The organism is Spirochaeta cellobiosiphila DSM 17781, from assembly GCF_000426705.1.
Lineage (GTDB): Bacteria > Spirochaetota > Spirochaetia > DSM-17781 > DSM-17781 > Spirochaeta_E > Spirochaeta_E cellobiosiphila.
Map to the genome: position 1 here is coordinate 412,783 of NZ_KE384555.1, position 17,429 is coordinate 430,211.

The window sequence follows — 17,429 nt, forward strand, 5'->3', positions numbered from 1 at the left end:
CATAAACATTATGAGGAACTATGAATAGCTTTAGAATCATTCCTATAATTATGGGGGTAGATATCAGATTCTTCTACAATAGGAAGGGTGATTTCAAAGCAGGAACCGCCCAGAGAGGATTTATAACAACGGATGCGACCACCAGCCATATCGAGCATATTCTTTACCATAGCCAGACCAATACCCATACCACGAGCGTTTCTTCCATTATCCTCTCTATAGAACAACTGAAATACCTTGTCCAGATTTTCTTCCTTTATCCCGATACCCGAGTCTTCCATTTTCAATAGCACAACTTTGTTTTCTTGAAAAGCAGAAAAGAGAATCTGGTCCCCTTTATGGGAATAACGACAGGCATTATCAAATAGATTCTCAAGTATCCTCTGATACTGGCTATCAACCCCACTAACCATCACATCATCCATGAGTATCTTATATTGAAAATCCCTGTCACGAGCATGGCTGTCATCCTGTAAAGCGGGTAGAAGATTTTGTAATAGTGGTTTTATCCGACAAAGATGACTACTGCTTTGATTATAACCATTTCGACTATACTCAATAGATTCCTGTATACGCGTTTCCAAAGTCGCTGCTTTGGTCAACATCATGGCGGCTGTTTTTTTGATGTCCTCTTCCTCTGTGATCAAGCCATCCTTAAAGGCTTCCAAATACCCCCTGATACTAGTTAAAGGAGTTTTTAAGTCATGAGTGATAGACATCATAAACCGCTTTTCCATAGCCTTTTTGGCTTTAAGGTCCTTTGACATATTTTTAAAGGCAAATACAACGGGATCTATTTCATTATAAGACAAAGGTATATGAGGAATATCAAAGTTACCATCAGCGATTAAGCTGGATGCACTTACAAGGGCTTCTGTAGTTCTTTTCATTCGCTTAAGGACACGGAAACCCATGATTAACATAATAGAAGACACAAGAAAGAGAATGTTAAAAATCGCATCTTTGACACCGCTTCTAAGATAAAGAGGTAAGTAATCCAGGTCAAAGAAACATACCCCATCCACACCTTTGAACTTAAACTTGGTGATAAGTATTCCAGAGAAGGAACCTTCTTCAAAGTACCTTTTACCCAAATCCACATCCGATAATAAATCGGGAATGGGATAACCTAACTTATTAGCATAGACCATTCCATCAAGTGTCGCTACATATAGCAAACCAGGCAGTAAATCAGAGGTAGTATCCTTTTCATACAGAACATCAGACAAAGGCTTAATCAAATAACGAGGGGCAATGATCTCCTTATTATCCGTGGAAGTATTCACTTGAAGGGAGGTGATAAAAGTAATCATCATTATAATGATATACACGATAGGAATGATCGGTGTTAAAAGATAAATACGAGTAAGGGTATTACGATTTCTAATCATATCTTACGACTGACCTTCCATATAATAACCAGCTCCGTATCGTGTTTTGATAAGATGAGGATTCGAAGGATCATCTTCCAGTTTTTTACGAAGCCTTTGAATGTGAACGCTAACTGTTGTTATTTCGCCATATTCATTACCCCATACCCTCTTGAAGATTTCTTCCTGAGTATGAGCCTTTCCTGGAGACTCGGCCAAATAGAAGAGCAAATCTGTTTCCCGGGGGGGGAGAGAAATCAGTTCACCCTTCTTATGAACAGTCTTATCATAAAAGTTAAGAGTTAAATGGCCAAAGGAAACACGTTCAATTTCTGAATGTTTTTCACTTTCATTCTTGCGTTTCAAATGCGCTCGTATTCTTGCCGCTAAAACAGAAGGACTAAAGGGTTTTGTCACATAGTCATCTGCTCCACCGCCAAAGCCGAGAAGCATATCCACATCTTCTTCACGGGCTGATATGATGACAACAGACACTTCACTGAATTTTCTAATCCTTTGGAGAGTCTCAAAGCCATCAATCCCGGGAAGGTTAATATCCAGAGCAACAAGATCAAAAGCTTCCTGTTCCAGCTTAAGTAAACCTTCCTCACCGGTTTCACACCATACGGTGTCCATGCCTTCTTTTTTTAAGTAAAGGGAGATAAGATCGCCTATCTCCTTTTCGTCTTCAATGATCAGAATACGAGCTTTCAAAAAAACCTCCTCTAAATGAGAGAAACTGCATCTTGTACCTGGAACATAGCCAACCCCTGGATAGGGAAGTGTTTTTTCAAAGACTTCATGTGGTTAACTAAATCTTCCACCACAGCATCCTCAATGTAGAGAATGATGATATCATTTAGTTCGGGCCACACATCATCCCCTAGACAGGGGCCGGAAAAGCCCCTCCCTTTAACATCAGGAATGAGGGAATACTTAAGGTCTTCCCCAAATTCTTTAGCCACTTCTGCAAGGACAACATCAACAATGGCTCTGTTCATGAATATTTCAATTCTTTTCATTATCTATCTCCTTTAGAGCGGCTTGCCTACTGTAGAAAAGGGCATATAAAGCGGGAACAACAAAGAGAGTTGTTACTGTGTTAAATGTAAGACCACCAACTACGGTTAGTCCCAAAGGTTGCAACATTTCAGCCCCTTCCCCTGGAAAGAAAGCCATAGGTATCATAGCCAGTACAGTCGTTAAGGTAGTCATCAAAACAGGTCGTATTCGACTTCCTCCTGCATTTACTATGGCCTCATGAAGAGGTTCACCTCTTTTTCTCAACAGGTTAATATAATCCACTAGAATGATACCGTTATTTACAATGATACCAGCTAGCATAATCACCCCGATCATAGCAGGAAGACTGAAGGGAATTCCTGTAAGGTAGAAAGCCAGAATAACACCGGTAAACATGGTAGGCATGGCCAAAAAGATAATAAAAGGAGCTCTCAAGCTTTCAAACTGACTTACCATAACGCCAAACACCAAAAGAATGGCGACGATCATTACGACAAGCATCCCTCTCATGGATTCACTAATATCATCAAATGATCCACCATATTCAATCCTGACGCCATCTGGAGTTTCAAAGTTCTCGGCGACAGCCGCTTCTACTTTTCCCTGTACAAAGTTTGCTGCATATCCAGGCAATAAGTTAGCAGTAACATTGATGGACCGAACTTGATCCTCACGGGTGATCTTGGCAGGGGTCTCACTTCGCACTAATTCTGCAAAGTTAGAGACAGCGACTTTTTCTCCATAAGAGTTCATAACATAAAGGTTGTCCAAATCAATAATGGAATTACGATCTGCTTCTTTTAGTCGTACAACGATATCAAGAGAATCTTCACCATCTTTAAAGGTAGTAGGAACCAATCCTGTAATTTGGCCTCTTAATTCTTGGGCAATACCAGAAGTACTAAGTCCCAGATCATAAGCTCTAGCTCTGTTAATTTTGAACTCGATTTCAGGTAATCCCTGGGAAGCACTGGAAGTAATTTCTGTTAATCCATTAACATTATCTCTAATGATTTGAACGATTTCATCAGCAGAACTAGTTACCAATTCCAGATCCTGTCCAATAAGACGAATCTGAATATCCGCATCTGACTGACCCATGTTATCACTGGTGTTGGTAAAACTGAAGTCTGCTTGAGGATACAAATCAAATTGTTTTCTTAAGATATTTTTAATGGATTCTGCATCAGTAATTCTTTCATTAAGAGGGGGAAGAACAATCTTTAAATTACCTTCAAAGGCATTGTCCCCACCGGAAGTAGCAATGACGGATTTGTACCCCTTTATCTCATCAAAGACAACCTGTTGAAGTTGGCTCATAAGTTGTTTTGTTGTATCTAAAGAGGTTCCCGTTGGTAGAGTAACTTGCAATATAACACTATCAGGTTCAGTTTCAGGATTAAACACTAGTCCAATAGAAGGAACTAAGGCAAAAGAACCAACCAATAGAATTAAAGAGACTAAAACTGTTTTCCACTTATGCTTTGTTGTCACATTGAGCGCTTTCATATAAACATTCTGTAAGCCCTCTAATATTTTATCTATAAAAGCACTGAAAGGATTTCTTTTCTTATTTTCTGCACCTAACTCATCCTTGGAGGTTATGCTGCTAAGAACGGGAATAAGGACCACAGCAACCAATAATGAAGAAGACAGGGACAGAATAACTGTTAAACTAAGATCTCCGAAGAATTCTCCCATTATACCCATTTGTTTTTTCATAACAAACATAGGAAGGAATACAGAGATAGAAGTTAAAATCGATCCTGTTACAGGACTAATCATTTCTCTTGTACCTATAAGAGAAGCGGTCTTGGCCAAGATTCCTTTCTTATGGTATTTGTCTATATTTTCCAGGACAACAATAGAACCATCAACAATCATACCAACACCTAGAAGCAGACCTCCCAAGGTTAAGATATTAAAAGTCTTACCGGCAACGGCCAAACCAGCAATGGTTATCATAATCGATACAGGAATGGACAGGGAAACGATTAAGGTTGAGTTCCAACGCCCTAAGAAGATAGCCAATACGATAACAGCTAAAATAACCCCTACAATAGCTGAATTAATAACCTGATTAAGGACCTGTTCAACTTGTACAGATTCATCACTTAAGATTTCCATATGAACATCATGAGGTAATTGGGCGTTAATATCATCTTGATTAGCTTTTACTTCTTTAGCTAATTCTACAATATTGGCCTCTTCAGTAGCCACTATACTAAGGGAGATCCCTTCTTTACCATTAATAAGAACTTCATTTTCTTCTTCAGCCCATCCCATTGATACGTCACCGATATCACGGATGAGAACTTCATGAGTCTGACCAGACTGCCCCATATTAACACGATGGATAACAGTTCCTTCGATTTGTTCCAGATTATCAAAAGCACCTTTTGATGTAAGTATAAAATCCTTTCCATCTGAAGTTAAGGTTCCTGCATTGAGGCTCAAATTCTGTTGGGATATCATGTTATGAACCATTTGAAGGCTCAGATTATAAGCCCCAAGACGGTTCTTATCGATATCAACATGAACTTCTTTATCTCTGTTACCAGTAATTTCAACCTGGGCTACACCGGAGATACGTTCAAGTGCGGGCTTAACAACGTCCTCTGCCAGTTTACCTAATTCATCTATAGGCCGGTCTCCATATAAAGTTAAATCCATGATAGGGAGGGCATCCGGATCGAATTGCCAGAGAATAGGATCATCCACATCATCTGGAAAGCCCATCTTTTTTTGTTTAACAATGGCATCCACATCATCTGCGGCATCATCCGGATCAACACCAGACTCAAACATCATGATAATCAACCCGAAGTTTTCAGACGAAGTAGACGTAAGTTTGTCCAAACCGGATATAGAACTAAGACCTTCCTCTAGAGGAATGATCACTTCATTTTCCACTTCCTCAGGACTGGCTCCAGAATAGATTGTATAGACAGCCACAACAGGAATAGAGACATCTGGCATCAAAGCTACTGATAAGCTACCGGCCATCAATATTCCGACAGTAACAACAATCGTAAAGAGAGTCAGAACTGTTAGAGGTTTTTGCTGTACTCTTTCAACAAAACTCATAGGACTTCCTCTGACATGACAGAAATAGGAGCACCATTATATAAAAGGTTCTTTCCAGAAGTGATAACCTTATCCCCTTCACTTAGTCCGGATACAATTTCCGCTTTTCCTTCAGATCTAATTCCTATGTCGACCTTAACCAACTCAGCTTTACCGTCGGTGATTTTGTACACATAAGTATCTTCATCTCTCTGTAAGAGAGCTTTTTCTGAAGTGATAACAACATCTTCTTTGGATTGGGACAATAAACGTATATCAACATACATTCCCGGTTTTAACTTACCTTGATTATCGATTAACTTAAGCTTCACAGTAGCTGTTCTGGACAAGGGATTAATAACAGGGGATATTTCACTAATCTGTACTCTCTGGGAGAAACCTGGGAGTGCGTCTGTAGTGACAACCCCTTCACGACCGGGAGATAAACGGAAAACGTATTTCTCAGGCACCTGTAGTTCGATCTCCAGATTATCCAGGATGCCAACCTTAGCCAATGCTGATTGAGGAGATGTCATGGCACCCTCTTCTCCTGTTACAGAAGTAACTGTACCAGTTATGGGAGAATTAACAGGACTTAAAGAGTAATTAAGACCGGGACGGGAAGGATCGATATCTGCAATCTTTTGCCCCTTACGAACATAATCTCCTACACTAACGTATATCGCATGGATCTTACCAGAAGTATCAGGCATAACAGAAATGGTACTTTTGGCTTGCACATCACCAAAGAGGGCAATCCAATCTTGAATGGGTCCTCTCACTACATCAGTGGTTCTTACCTTAATGGCAGGAACTTCATTTTTTGTTTCTTCTTGGACATCCTTTGGTTTACAACTCACCATAACTAAGGATGCTATGGTCAATGCTATCAACAATTGCTTTTTCATGTTGGCTCCTTTCTTTTTCTAAAACTGACCCAGGTTGTATTTAAGGTCTAAATAAGTCATCAAATAGTCATATTGACTACTGATATAGTCGAACTCAGCGGATAAGTAGTCATCCTCCGCAGATTTTAATTCATAGTATGTTTTGGTACCTGAACGGTAAGCGACCTTCGTTAAGTCATAGGTTCTTTTGGCTAAATCCCGTCCTTTTAAGGAGGCTGTAATAGTCTGGGACTGGGATACCAGAGTACTCCTCAGGCTTTTTAATTGAACGGCCAGACCTTCTGTTGCGGATAACTTCTGGTATCCTAGAGCTTTGATTTGATCCTTGTAGCCATCAATATCCATTTGACTGGAACTAAAGGGAAGCCAGGCATCAAGGGGCATGGATAAGGTTATGGTTAATGAACCTTGGTCACTCCAGTTATCAGAATCAAAGTAGTCACTAAAACTGGAGTATTTATCTCCATCTGTTGGATTACCAAGTATGGGATTGTATCCCCATCCTAAGGTGAGGGTTGGTAAGTTCTGATAGAAGGCGGCCTTCTTCGCATTCTCTAATTGTTCTAAATTATTATCCAACTGTAGCAATGTTAATGATGAATCAAGATCCCCTTCCACTCCAGAAAGATCATCAACGGAGATTTCACCTACAAGAGTTATTTCTTGTTCCTGAGGTAATCCTAGCTTATACGTGAGGCCCTTGATACCGTTCTTAATCCCTTCATCCATTTGGGTCAAACTAGGTTTCATTCTCTCTAATCCCACCTGAACTTGAAGGAGGTCTAGTTCTGTACTGTATCCATTGTTGTACATATTACGAACGTCTTTGAGACGTTGTTCCATTGTTTGATACTGAGATTGAAGAATAGCTCTCTGTTTTTGCAAGAGAAGGATTTGATAGAAGCTCTTTTGAACATCTAATGCCGTATCTTGCCAAGCCACTTGCCGATCCAAAGAGGCACTCTCACTGTTAAGCTTTAAAGCCTTGATACCATTTCCAATGGCAAGGTTCAGATTTAATTGAGCTGTCATCTGAGCGACTAAAGAGTCTTTAGAATCAAATGACATCACTTGAACCTTATCGAATGAATTATCTCCTGGGCTAAATGAACTAGGGACTGGGGTTAGAGCAGATGTCGTACTAACTTCATTACTCTTGGCATAGGTCATAGACAAGTTCATAGTAGGCATAAACACATTCCATGCGGCTTTTTCTTTTTTTACAGCCGTATGTAGGGATACATCATTAGCTTTTAAGGAATAATTATTATCTTTGGCTATTTGAAGAGCATCTTCAATGGTTAGCGCCTTAGGATCTGACCAGAGTAATGCTGCCCATGTCATCATCAATATTAGGGATAGAGACTTTCTCACTATATCCTCCTCATAGTTATCGCGTATACATAAAGTAATCAAGAAGAGCCATAAAAACCATAAACGGTCAATAAAGGAATTTTAAACGATTTGTTTATCTTAATACTTAGATAAAATGAGCCTGGTTATAGGAATACTTCCACGATCATAGGATAATCCTGAATGACTAAACCCAGGGCCGTGTATGTAATAGGCTCAGCATTAAGAATATCTCTAGCTTTAGAGAGGTTCCTCTCAGGATAGAGGCCTTTGACTTGTCCCATATTTAGAAAGGCTATCACCCTTCTTCCTACAAGGTCCCAACTCAAGCGCAGGACTCCCTTCACTGTAGTCCAATCAAAACTTAAGGTATAATCCTCTTGTTCGATACTTTGTTTTATTTTCAGTAAACGATGAATAAAAAGGCTTTTATCTAACGCCGGATCACGGGAGAACAGGTCTTTTTCAAAAAGGGAGGGAACCTTTTCACAAGAGTATTCCTGCCCCCCATAAATAAGAGGAATACCTCTGTTAAGAATGAGGAAGCTCATCCAATTATCCCAAAGCCGTCCTTCTTTTAACAAAGCTCTGGACCGGAGTTGATCATGGTTTTCAATGAATCGCAAACGAAACCGACCAGGAGTCCTATGACATTCCTGATCCTGGATAAGCTCCATATAACGATCCATCTTATCACCATTATCAAGAGCCCTCCGCCAACAGGGATAACTGTCATATTCGTAGAGAGCATGAAAATACTGATAAAGCTCAGCATCAGTAGAAAAAGGGATACCTCTTTCTGATAAAAAGGATTTAAAGCTTTCATCAATTGATTCACCTATCCATATGAGTTGATCATTTATAAGAGAACAGGCCTGATAGGCTGATTTCCAAAAGGACAGAGGAACCAGAGAGGCCACATCACAACGAAATCCATCAATACCCCTGTTTACCCAAAACAGAAGAACATCAATGAGATATTCCTTCACCCCCCTTTGTGAATGGTCCAAATCAATGACATCACTCCATTCTGTAATCCGGGATCTAATCTGACCCTTGTCATTACAATGAAAATATTCAGGATGAGTTTGATAGAGAACGGAATCATAAGAAGTATGATTGAATACAATATCCATGATCACCCTTATCCCCTTATTATGGGCCCTACTTAGGAACTCCTCAAAATCGGCCATACGTCCATATTCAGGATTTATTCCATAATAGTCCTGAATAGAATAGGGACAACCTAAAGAACCCTTTCGATTTTTCTGACCAATTGGATGAATGGGCAAGAGCCAGATCGTATCAATACCCATATCTTTTATTCGTTTCAAATCGGGAATACAACTTTGAAAAGTACCTTCAGGGGTGTGATTTCTGAGATAGACAGAATAAATAGCCAGAGGTGGTTTCATACCCTTAACAATACTTCAAGCCAGTGTCCGGGTAAATAGATACATTTTACAGTAGTGGTTTTGAGATTTTGCTTATTGAAAACAATTGGAATTCAATAAGCAGAGGCTCTGTTTGCTTATTAGAAACAAATGAATTCCAATAAGCAAATAAAGAAACCATCACAGTCCTTTTACTCAAAAGACTGTAATGGCCCTGTATATTCAGTAGTTAATGACAGAACTAGCCTTTAAGCTTCTTCTGAAGTTTGGCCCAGGAATCAGTCAAACCTACAGTTCTGTTGAACACAAGATGGTCGGGGGCAGAATCTTTATTATCAATGACAAAGTACCCCTTACGCATAAATTGAAAACCTTCTCCAAGAGCAGCCTCTTTAAGAGCGGGTTCCAGAACACACCCTTTAATAGATACCAGAGATTCAGGATTAAGGAAATCTTTGTAGTCCTCACCTTCTTCCAGATTAAGCATATTTTCTTTGGTAAAAAGCTTATCATACAATCGAACCTCAGCAGGAACACCATGTTCCTGAGTTACCCAGTGGAGCGTCCCCTTTACTTTACGTTTATCCGGACTGTCTCCTCCTTTAGTTTCAGGATCATATGTACAGAGAATCTCTGTGATCTGTCCGGACTCATCCTTAACGACATCAGTACAAGTGATGTAATAAGCATGCTTTAATCTCACTTCCTTACCAGGGCTAAGTCGGAAATACTTCTTAGGAGGTTCTTCCATGAAGTCATCCCTTTCAATGTAGAGGTTACGAGTGAAGGGAACTTCACGGGTTCCCCCATTGGGATCTTCGGGATTGTTATCACAGGTTACCATTTCTGATTGGCCTTCAGGATAGTTGGTGATGGTCACCTTAATGGGATCAAGAACAGCCATTCGTCTCTGGGCTGTCAGGTTTAATTCATCCTTAATACAGAACTCAAGAAAGGCATGGTCAACCATGGAATCAACCTTGGATACTCCTATCTTCTCACAAAAACTTCGAATCGCTGAAGGGGTAAACCCTCGTCGTCTCAGACCAGAGATAGTAGGCATACGGGGATCATCCCAACCTTCTACTATATTTGTTTTCACTAACTCCAGAAGTTTTCTTTTACTTAGAACCGTATAAGTAATGTTGAGAGGGGCAAACTCGATCTGTCTGGGATGGTGAATGCCCGGAACCTGATCGATAAACCAGTTATAAAGAGGTCTGTGATTCTCAAACTCTAAAGTACACAGGGAATAGGTAATCCCTTCAAGAGAGTCTTCAAAACCATGGGCCCAATCGTACATGGGATAGATACACCACTTATCCCCCTGACGATGATGAGGAGTCTTACTAATACGATAGAGGACAGGATCTCGCATATTCATATTTGGACTGGTCATATCGATCTTAGCCCGCAGAACAGCAGAACCTTCTTCATACTCTCCCGCTTTCATTCTGTTATATTTATCAAGATTATCTTCAGGGCTTGTATTGCGGTAAGGACTTTCAATACCCGGTTTAGTAGGCATACCTCTCATGGTAGAGATTTCCTCTGGTGTGGAAAAATCCACATAGGCCTTTCCGTCTTTAATCAAAATCTGAGCATATTCATCAAAGGTTTCAAAATAATCACTGGCGAAGAAAAGGCGATCTTCCCAATCAGCGCCTAACCATTTAACGTCTTCCTTGATGGAACGAACGTATTCGTCTTCTTCCTTTGCAGGGTTAGTATCATCAAAACGGAGATTGAACTTGCCTTCATATTTGATAGCTGTTCCGTAGTTAAGAGTGATGGACTTTGCATGTCCTATGTGTAGGTAGCCATTAGGTTCTGGTGGGAATCGTGTGTGCACCTTACCTTGGTTGATCCCCTGCTGTAGATCTTTATCGATGATCTGATGGATAAAGTTGGTTGGTAACGTGTTTTCACTGTTTTCCATAATGGGACTCCCTTATTTCGAAAAAAATATATAAAGCCACATGATAATGAAAACGATTCAGAGATTCTACTATTATGAACAAAAATGTTTATACCAAAGACTAATAGCGATTAAATTGGGTATTGAACTTCTCTGGCAGCATGATTTCCTTGATCGCATCCAATGCAAAATCATCAGTCATTCCTGCGATAAAATCAGGAAGGAGCATGTCCCAGCTTTTATCGTCTTCCCGGTAAAAGTTTTGCATCTTGTCCACGTAGTGGGCAAAGCGTCCTGCATAAGCATTATTTTCCTGACTATACCCTTCAATGTCTGTACCATAATGCTGCCATATTTCCTGTAGATATTGGTGCAGAGAGTTCAGTATTCGTCGGAAGTAACGATGATAATCGGATAAGACAGGATTCTTATAAATGTTCTGATAGTTAAAGTCTTTCATTTCCAGGAAGGCATCATACTTCTCCTGGCTGAATCCGATCTCCCCTTCTTTAAGAGAATAAGAAATGAGATCATTAGCTAGGGTATCAATAATAGTGGAGTTTTTAGAACCTAAGACTTTCGCTGCTTCTTTGGGAATATCTTCAGAATTAACCAGCCCCAGTCCTATGCCATCTTCCAGATCCCGCCCCAGATAAGCGATCTTATCACTCATACGAACAACAACACCCTCCCATGTAGAAGGGATTTGATCTCTCTTGGTAATGGCGGATAAGTCCTTAATGGTGAAGTCTGGTTTGAGAGTTTTTTCAAACTTTTCTCCACAGTGATTGATGATCCCATCCCGGACCGCATAGGTCAAATTAAGCCCCTGACCTTTGTGGATCAGTTTATCAACAACCCGGAGGGAATAGATTTCATGACGGAATCCTCCCTGCCCAGACATGAGTTCTCCCAAAATGGTTTCACCCACATGACCAAAGGGAGTATGACCTAGATCATGCCCCACTCCAATAGCCCAGGCCAGGTCCGATTCCAGATCCAGAGAACGGCAGATTGTAGCAGCAACAGTGGCTACATGCATAACGTGTTCTATTCGTGTACAGATATGATCATTCTTGGGAGCAAAGAAAACCTGGGTTTTGTGTTTGAGACGCCTAAAGGGATTAGAATGGATGATAGCTGTTGTATCCCTAAAATAGTAGCCCCTTAGGTCATGGCGATCTTTTTCCCTTTCGTTTTTACGTTTTTTTAAGGTTTCTTCTTCAATTGGATTGGAAAAAAATAAATTTCCCATTAGTACCTCCCGATGATTTTAGGGTATCCTGTTCACAATATAAGAGTTATGGACCACAAAAAGAAGCACAATTTGGCTATATTACAAGATCGACTCTGGCAAGAGGCTTCCAAAGGGAGTTTGCGTTGCCTCTTGTGCCATACGGTAGGTCCAGCCCCCCTCTCAACCCCTTCTGATATCTCCCCCCTATGGAGATCTGAAGAAGATTATGTTGATCAAATATTACCTTATGAACCTTTTTTTACCTGGATACGAAAAGCTTTTGAATATAAATCGATCAACGAATGTGCTCAGATCATGGATGAGTTATATCTGTCTGAAGATCATAAGGAAATCCTTCTGAATCATATCATGGGTACAGAATTGGTAAGAATCGAAGCTATATTACTGGAAGAATCTGAATATCAAAGGCATATCTTATATGATAATATCTGGACATTACTCATCTATGCCGTAGGGATTAAGCATCAGGCTTTTTCTTTACATAATCTCCAAAGCCTGCCTTTGTCAACATTACACTTTTTAATATATATCTTAAAGAATAAGAGAGATTATCCTTTTTTCTTTCTCCTGTATTCAGATATGAACAATATTGATCTGACGGAACACCATAAAAAGCTTATCGAAAAAATCACTTCTTTATTAGAGGAAAAAGATTACATTCTTCATATCAAGACAACCTCCATTCTGTCCACGGCCAAGAAAGGAACCACAGGAACTGTGAAAAACTATTTGGCTTCAGGTAAAAATAGCCTGGCCCTCTTGGCTTGGGAAGATAGTATCTATTGGTACACAGCCCTAAAGGATATACTGGAGACAGAGAGAGTTCTCAATAAAAGCTATTACTGGAAAGAGACCATGATAGGTCTAGGTATTGCTTATCTATATCTAGGTGATTATAACTCCTCCTTTCACTATATACAGCATCTGCACAATATTCTTAGTAATTCTAAAGATGCGGCAGAAAGGGCAATGCTCTATCAGTTATTAGGGACATGTTCTCACCATCAGGAAAAATGGATTCAAGCAGAACAAATGCTGCGTTTAGCTTATGAATCAGCTCTTAAGTCTCAAGACAATAAAACGATTTTCCTAATCCATTATTCTTTTCTCATTCTGGAAAACGATCATCCCTTTCTGGAAAAGAAGGAATGGCAGGAGTCTCTGGATAATGTCCTGAACAACGCCATCAATCTGGGCTATCATAATTCTTATATAAAAATAATGATGCAACATTACCGATATGATTTGGCCGGTTATGAAGCAAGAATCAAGTCAGCCATTAAATTAGCAAAAATCCGTAAGAATTATTATCGATTAACCATGGCTTATCATAACTTTGCAAGAGCCTATGAACAAAAGGGAAAGGCAAAGAAGGTCCTTAAATACTACGCTTTCAGCCTGGATATGGTTAGTAGACACAACATCCCAAGTGCCATGCCCATCGTCAACAACAGTTATGGTTATTACTATCTTAACCATGGTCAATTTAAACAATCTATCAACCTTTTTATGGAAACACTGGAAAGCCTTAAAGAAGGAGAACTCTTTCCGGAAATCGGCCTTACCCTTCTAAATATTGGACAGAACTATCTCCTGGCCGGTTATCCTCAAAAAGGGGCCGAATACTTCGAATACACCCTGGCCATAATGGAATCCTTTGGAATGTTATCTATCAAAAACCATTCAAAAGCAGGGATTCAGATTCTTCTGGCACTGTGTTATCTAAAGACAAATCAAAAAACAAGAGCCTGGCAATTGTTTTTAGAGACCCAGAACCATCATTGGCATCCAGCATGGGGGGATCAGGAAGGGTATTTTATTAATCTGCTGGTCCATGCCTTGTTCGAATGGGAAGACGGTAACGAAGAAGAGGCCCGGTATGCTATGAAAAAAGCGCAATCCTATCTGGAAGAGCACACCAGGATAGCCCCCTGTTTACGCCCCTACTTTTACTTGGAATATGGACATTTCAATCGACAGTTTAAAGGTCATAAAGGAGAAGCCCAAAGAGCCTATGGACAAGGGTATGAAATCTGCAAGCTCACAGGTAATAACTACTACAAAGAGATATTTGAAAACCAGATCCGTGGACGTTATGCTATCACTCCAGCCTATCAGCTTTTGGGTAAAGATATGTCTTGGCTACAAAAAAAGATTGAAAAAGGGAAAAACGCAACGACTCTTCAAAGACGGACCCAGGAAATAAACTTTTTGACCTTACTTTCTGATATTGTGGAACGGCAAAGCACTCCTCAAAAGATTATACACCAGGCTCTGGAAACCCTTTATTCTAATTTTCCCTTTACTGCTGTTTATTATCATGAAAGGAGAGGGGAAAACTATCAACTTGTTCATCAGTATTCCAGTTTGTTTAATGTAGATATTTATAAGCTTAGTCATTTTATTGATGACCTGATAAACAAGGACCATCCTGTCTTTTCCACCCATATGATGCCCCAGCATTGGAAAAGCCTTTACCCCTCTGATTATGGCATCATCAGTTTACCTATATTGTTTTATCAAGAAATCCATTCCCACATATTATGCCTGGTCCCCCTTCAATATTATCCCCTTCCCAAGGAAGAATTAAAGATATTATCTATTGGAACCCAAATGATAAATCAGGCTTTAGAAAAGGTTTATTACAAGAATAAAGTCTTTGAGTTACAAAGTCGTTTTGAAAGACATAGCAAAGCGGATCTTTTAACCCATAAGGGAAACTACTATACCCTGATAGATGATCTGGAAGCAGAAATTGCCAGAGAGAGCAGACAAAATCCTGATATGCGGCATACCTTTAGTCTTATGGCTATTGATTTAGATAGATTTGAATATTTTAATGAGACCTTTGGTCATCATGTTGGAGACAATCTTTTAATTGAGTTCTCAGGATTATTAGAAGACACAGTGAGGGAAATGGACAAGATCTACCGGCTACAGGGAGATGAGTTCATCCTTCTCATTCCTGATACCTATAAAGAAACAGCCCAGACCATTGCCCATCGTATCCAGAGAAAGCTAATGAGAAAAAATAGTTTTCAGGACAAAATAGAAGAGCTATTGGAAGAAAAGATCATCATTCCTGAAAAGAATAAGATGTCCTGTTCTGCGGGCATCATTGATTCCAGGGAACATGAGTTTCATCCCAATGTAGCTGACATCCTTATAAAAGAAGTTCATGACAATCTTAAACTGGCCAAAACAAAAGGGGCCAATACAGTAGTCATTTGATCAACTGAGAATATGTGATTCCAACCAGGCCCCATAGTCCTTTAAATCAGCCAGAACTTTTTTTGACTTCCCTTCAATAGTTTGATCACCTAATAAAGAGGCTATCTTTCTTTTAAAGGTATTCATGTTATCAGCATCACTCCATTCAGGAGCCAACAAACGACCAGCACAGTAGCTTTTCCAGCGTTTTTGCTGATCTTCACTCATTAGATGGGGATAATTACGACCTATGTAACGTCTTAATAACTCGGGACCGCGAGCATCCTGAAAGTCTGGTTTATAGCTGGTCAGTTCCTCCATACTCATCTGGGGAATACGATCAAAAACCTCTCTATCATGATCCCCAAAGAATCCCCCCTGGTATATTTGTAAATCAGGATCATTATGATGGGGTAACTGACGGCCACTGAATACTTGCCTGATCTTTATGAGGATATCTGGATGCTTTTGAATGAGGCTGAAGTGCTCCTTAATCATAGGAATGTTCAGACCTAAAGCCTGAGCTCTCCTATCCTCCAGAGTATTGAGTGGAGCTATGGCAGGAGATCGGTTTGTATAGACGCCTTTAATGGGGATCCTTTCTTTGTCCCCTAATTCTACCTGAGGGGTGAAGATTCGATATTTTAGTTCTTCCACAGAAAGGTTAATGAGTAATTCCGGATTCTGTCTTAGGTCAAAGCAATGGATCAGGTTATTGTTATCAGGATCAGCGGTTATAGGAACAATCACAGTGGAACAGGCACCGCTTCTGGTAAACATTCCTGAAGTGTGGACCAAGGGCTGGGGATTTTGTAAATTCAGATAACGCCTGACAGCATCCTTCTTCCTGAGAGAATAGTAAAACTGAAACAATTTTGGTTGTTTGTCATGAATGAGTTTAGCAAGAGCCACTGTTCCATACACATCAGATAGAGCATCATGAGCATGTTCATGACTGATATTATTAGCCTTAGTAAGTTCTTCCAAACGGAAGATGGGTCGGCCTACATCATCATAGACCCAATTAATACCTTCCGGTCTTAAGTCATGGGTCATTCTAACCAGGTCGATGATATCCCATCGGCTATTGCCCTGGGAATACTCCCTTTTATAGGGATCAATAAAATTACGATAAAAGAGATTACGAACAAACTCATCATCAAAACGAAGGCTATTGTAACCCACAGTACAGGTTCCTGGGGTACTCATTTCCTGGTGGATTATTTTGACAAATTCCGCCTCTATCAGTCCTTTTTCACCGGTAACTTTGGGAGTAATACCTGTAATTAAACAGGCCCCCGGATCAGGTAGATAATCAGGAGAGATACGGCAATAGACGACAGTAGGTTCTTCTATAATCTCAAATTTGTCATTAGTTCTTAATGAGGCATATTGGGCTATTCTATCCCAGCCGGGATGTCTTCCAAATGTTTCCAGGTCATACCAGAGAAGGCTTTGCATTCCCCTAGAATACCGATAGATGGGGAATCGAACAAGACCGCTTAGTGACTTATTCTGTACTAATAGGTTTCATAGAGAATCTCCAGAACCTTATCCTCTTGCAAACGTTCCCTATGTCGAGCTATAGAGAGAACCTCGCTTTTTCCATCATCAACAGACTGGCTTACTTTGATCAGGGAGCCAACCCTAAGATGATTTACCCAAACTAGCTCTGGGTAGTTATCTTTCAGATAGGATAAGAGAGAATGATCCATCCTTTTTCCATCCCAAGCCACACGAATACTTAATTCCGATAAGAGTTCCACCTTCATATCAAAGCCCTTCCAGAAGCGTATTTCGTCCTTAATGAACCCGTTTATGCTTTCCCGAGTTCTAAATCCCTTAATCCATAGATAGTTTGTTAACACTTTTCATCCTCAATATTGATATTACTAATTCATTTTTGCTAACCTAAGCAAGTAAGAAAAA

12 protein-coding genes are annotated in these 17,429 nt (G+C 40.0%); 1 reads left to right on the forward strand and 11 read right to left on the reverse strand.

All coding sequences use genetic code 11. From position 1 onward, the window contains the following. Window positions 1-8: 8 nt before the first annotated feature. From K345_RS0112230 to K345_RS0112270, 9 genes are all read right to left on the reverse strand, one after another. On the reverse strand, window positions 9-1,391 hold the full coding sequence (locus tag K345_RS0112230; RefSeq protein WP_028974401.1) for a sensor histidine kinase: 1,383 nt from the start codon (window positions 1,389-1,391) through the stop codon (window positions 9-11). Window positions 1,392-1,394: 3 nt separating this feature from the next. Then, window positions 1,395-2,084 (reverse strand): response regulator transcription factor, encoded by a 690-nt coding sequence (locus tag K345_RS0112235; RefSeq protein ID WP_028974402.1) that lies wholly within the window; start codon window positions 2,082-2,084, stop codon window positions 1,395-1,397. An 11-nt stretch (window positions 2,085-2,095) separates the two neighbouring features. Next, window positions 2,096-2,392, reverse strand: coding sequence for a PG0541 family transporter-associated protein (locus tag K345_RS0112240; RefSeq protein ID WP_028974403.1), 297 nt, complete (start codon window positions 2,390-2,392; stop codon window positions 2,096-2,098). Further along, window positions 2,379-5,480 (reverse strand): efflux RND transporter permease subunit, encoded by a 3,102-nt coding sequence (locus K345_RS20935; protein ID WP_053228272.1) that lies wholly within the window; start codon window positions 5,478-5,480, stop codon window positions 2,379-2,381. Before K345_RS20935 ends, K345_RS0112240 begins: the two co-directional genes overlap by 14 nt. After that, complete coding sequence (locus tag K345_RS0112250) at window positions 5,477-6,367, reverse strand: efflux RND transporter periplasmic adaptor subunit (RefSeq protein WP_028974404.1); 891 nt, start codon at window positions 6,365-6,367, stop codon at window positions 5,477-5,479. The genes K345_RS20935 and K345_RS0112250 overlap by 4 nt, the downstream gene beginning before the upstream one ends. Before the next feature lie 18 nt (window positions 6,368-6,385). After that, window positions 6,386-7,741 carry a TolC family protein gene (locus tag K345_RS0112255; protein WP_028974405.1) on the reverse strand — a complete coding sequence of 452 codons (1,356 nt, stop codon included), beginning with the start codon at window positions 7,739-7,741 and terminating at the stop codon, window positions 6,386-6,388. 125 nt (window positions 7,742-7,866) lie between these two features. Continuing rightward, window positions 7,867-9,135 (reverse strand): alpha-amylase family glycosyl hydrolase, encoded by a 1,269-nt coding sequence (locus tag K345_RS20940; protein WP_053228273.1) that lies wholly within the window; start codon window positions 9,133-9,135, stop codon window positions 7,867-7,869. A 220-nt stretch (window positions 9,136-9,355) separates the two neighbouring features. After that, window positions 9,356-11,053: a glutamine--tRNA ligase/YqeY domain fusion protein gene (locus K345_RS0112265; RefSeq protein WP_028974406.1), complete on the reverse strand. Its 1,698-nt coding sequence runs from the start codon at window positions 11,051-11,053 to the stop codon at window positions 9,356-9,358. A gap of 100 nt (window positions 11,054-11,153) precedes the next feature. Beyond that, window positions 11,154-12,287, reverse strand: a complete 1,134-nt coding sequence (locus tag K345_RS0112270; protein ID WP_028974407.1) for an HD domain-containing protein — start codon at window positions 12,285-12,287, stop codon at window positions 11,154-11,156. A 12-nt stretch (window positions 12,288-12,299) separates the two neighbouring features. Here K345_RS0112270 and K345_RS0112275 point away from each other — a divergent pair, with 12 nt between their 5' ends. Next, window positions 12,300-15,521, forward strand: coding sequence for a diguanylate cyclase domain-containing protein (locus tag K345_RS0112275; RefSeq protein ID WP_028974408.1), 3,222 nt, complete (start codon window positions 12,300-12,302; stop codon window positions 15,519-15,521). Here K345_RS0112275 and sbcB read toward each other — a convergent pair whose 3' ends face one another. Both sbcB and K345_RS0112285 read right to left on the reverse strand, forming a co-directional pair. After that, window positions 15,522-16,961: an exodeoxyribonuclease I gene (sbcB, locus tag K345_RS0112280; protein WP_028974409.1), complete on the reverse strand. Its 1,440-nt coding sequence runs from the start codon at window positions 16,959-16,961 to the stop codon at window positions 15,522-15,524. A gap of 59 nt (window positions 16,962-17,020) precedes the next feature. Beyond that, window positions 17,021-17,368 (reverse strand): hypothetical protein, encoded by a 348-nt coding sequence (locus K345_RS0112285; RefSeq protein ID WP_028974410.1) that lies wholly within the window; start codon window positions 17,366-17,368, stop codon window positions 17,021-17,023. Window positions 17,369-17,429 lie beyond the last annotated feature (61 nt).

Excerpts from the sequence above, each read along its gene's own strand:
- K345_RS0112230 (WP_028974401.1), bottom strand. The coding sequence starts at position 1,391 with ATGATTAGAAATCGTAATACCCTTACTCGTATTTATCTTTTAACACCG.
- K345_RS0112240 (WP_028974403.1), bottom strand. The coding sequence starts at position 2,392 with ATGAAAAGAATTGAAATATTCATGAACAGAGCCATTGTTGATGTTGTC.
- K345_RS20935 (WP_053228272.1), bottom strand. The coding sequence starts at position 5,480 with ATGAGTTTTGTTGAAAGAGTACAGCAAAAACCTCTAACAGTTCTGACT.
- K345_RS0112250 (WP_028974404.1), bottom strand. The coding sequence starts at position 6,367 with ATGAAAAAGCAATTGTTGATAGCATTGACCATAGCATCCTTAGTTATG.
- K345_RS20940 (WP_053228273.1), bottom strand. The coding sequence starts at position 9,135 with ATGAAACCACCTCTGGCTATTTATTCTGTCTATCTCAGAAATCACACC.
- K345_RS0112265 (WP_028974406.1), bottom strand. The coding sequence starts at position 11,053 with ATGGAAAACAGTGAAAACACGTTACCAACCAACTTTATCCATCAGATC.
- K345_RS0112270 (WP_028974407.1), bottom strand. The coding sequence starts at position 12,287 with ATGGGAAATTTATTTTTTTCCAATCCAATTGAAGAAGAAACCTTAAAA.
- K345_RS0112275 (WP_028974408.1), top strand. The coding sequence starts at position 12,300 with ATGATTTTAGGGTATCCTGTTCACAATATAAGAGTTATGGACCACAAA.
- sbcB (WP_028974409.1), bottom strand. The coding sequence starts at position 16,961 with ATGCAAAGCCTTCTCTGGTATGACCTGGAAACATTTGGAAGACATCCC.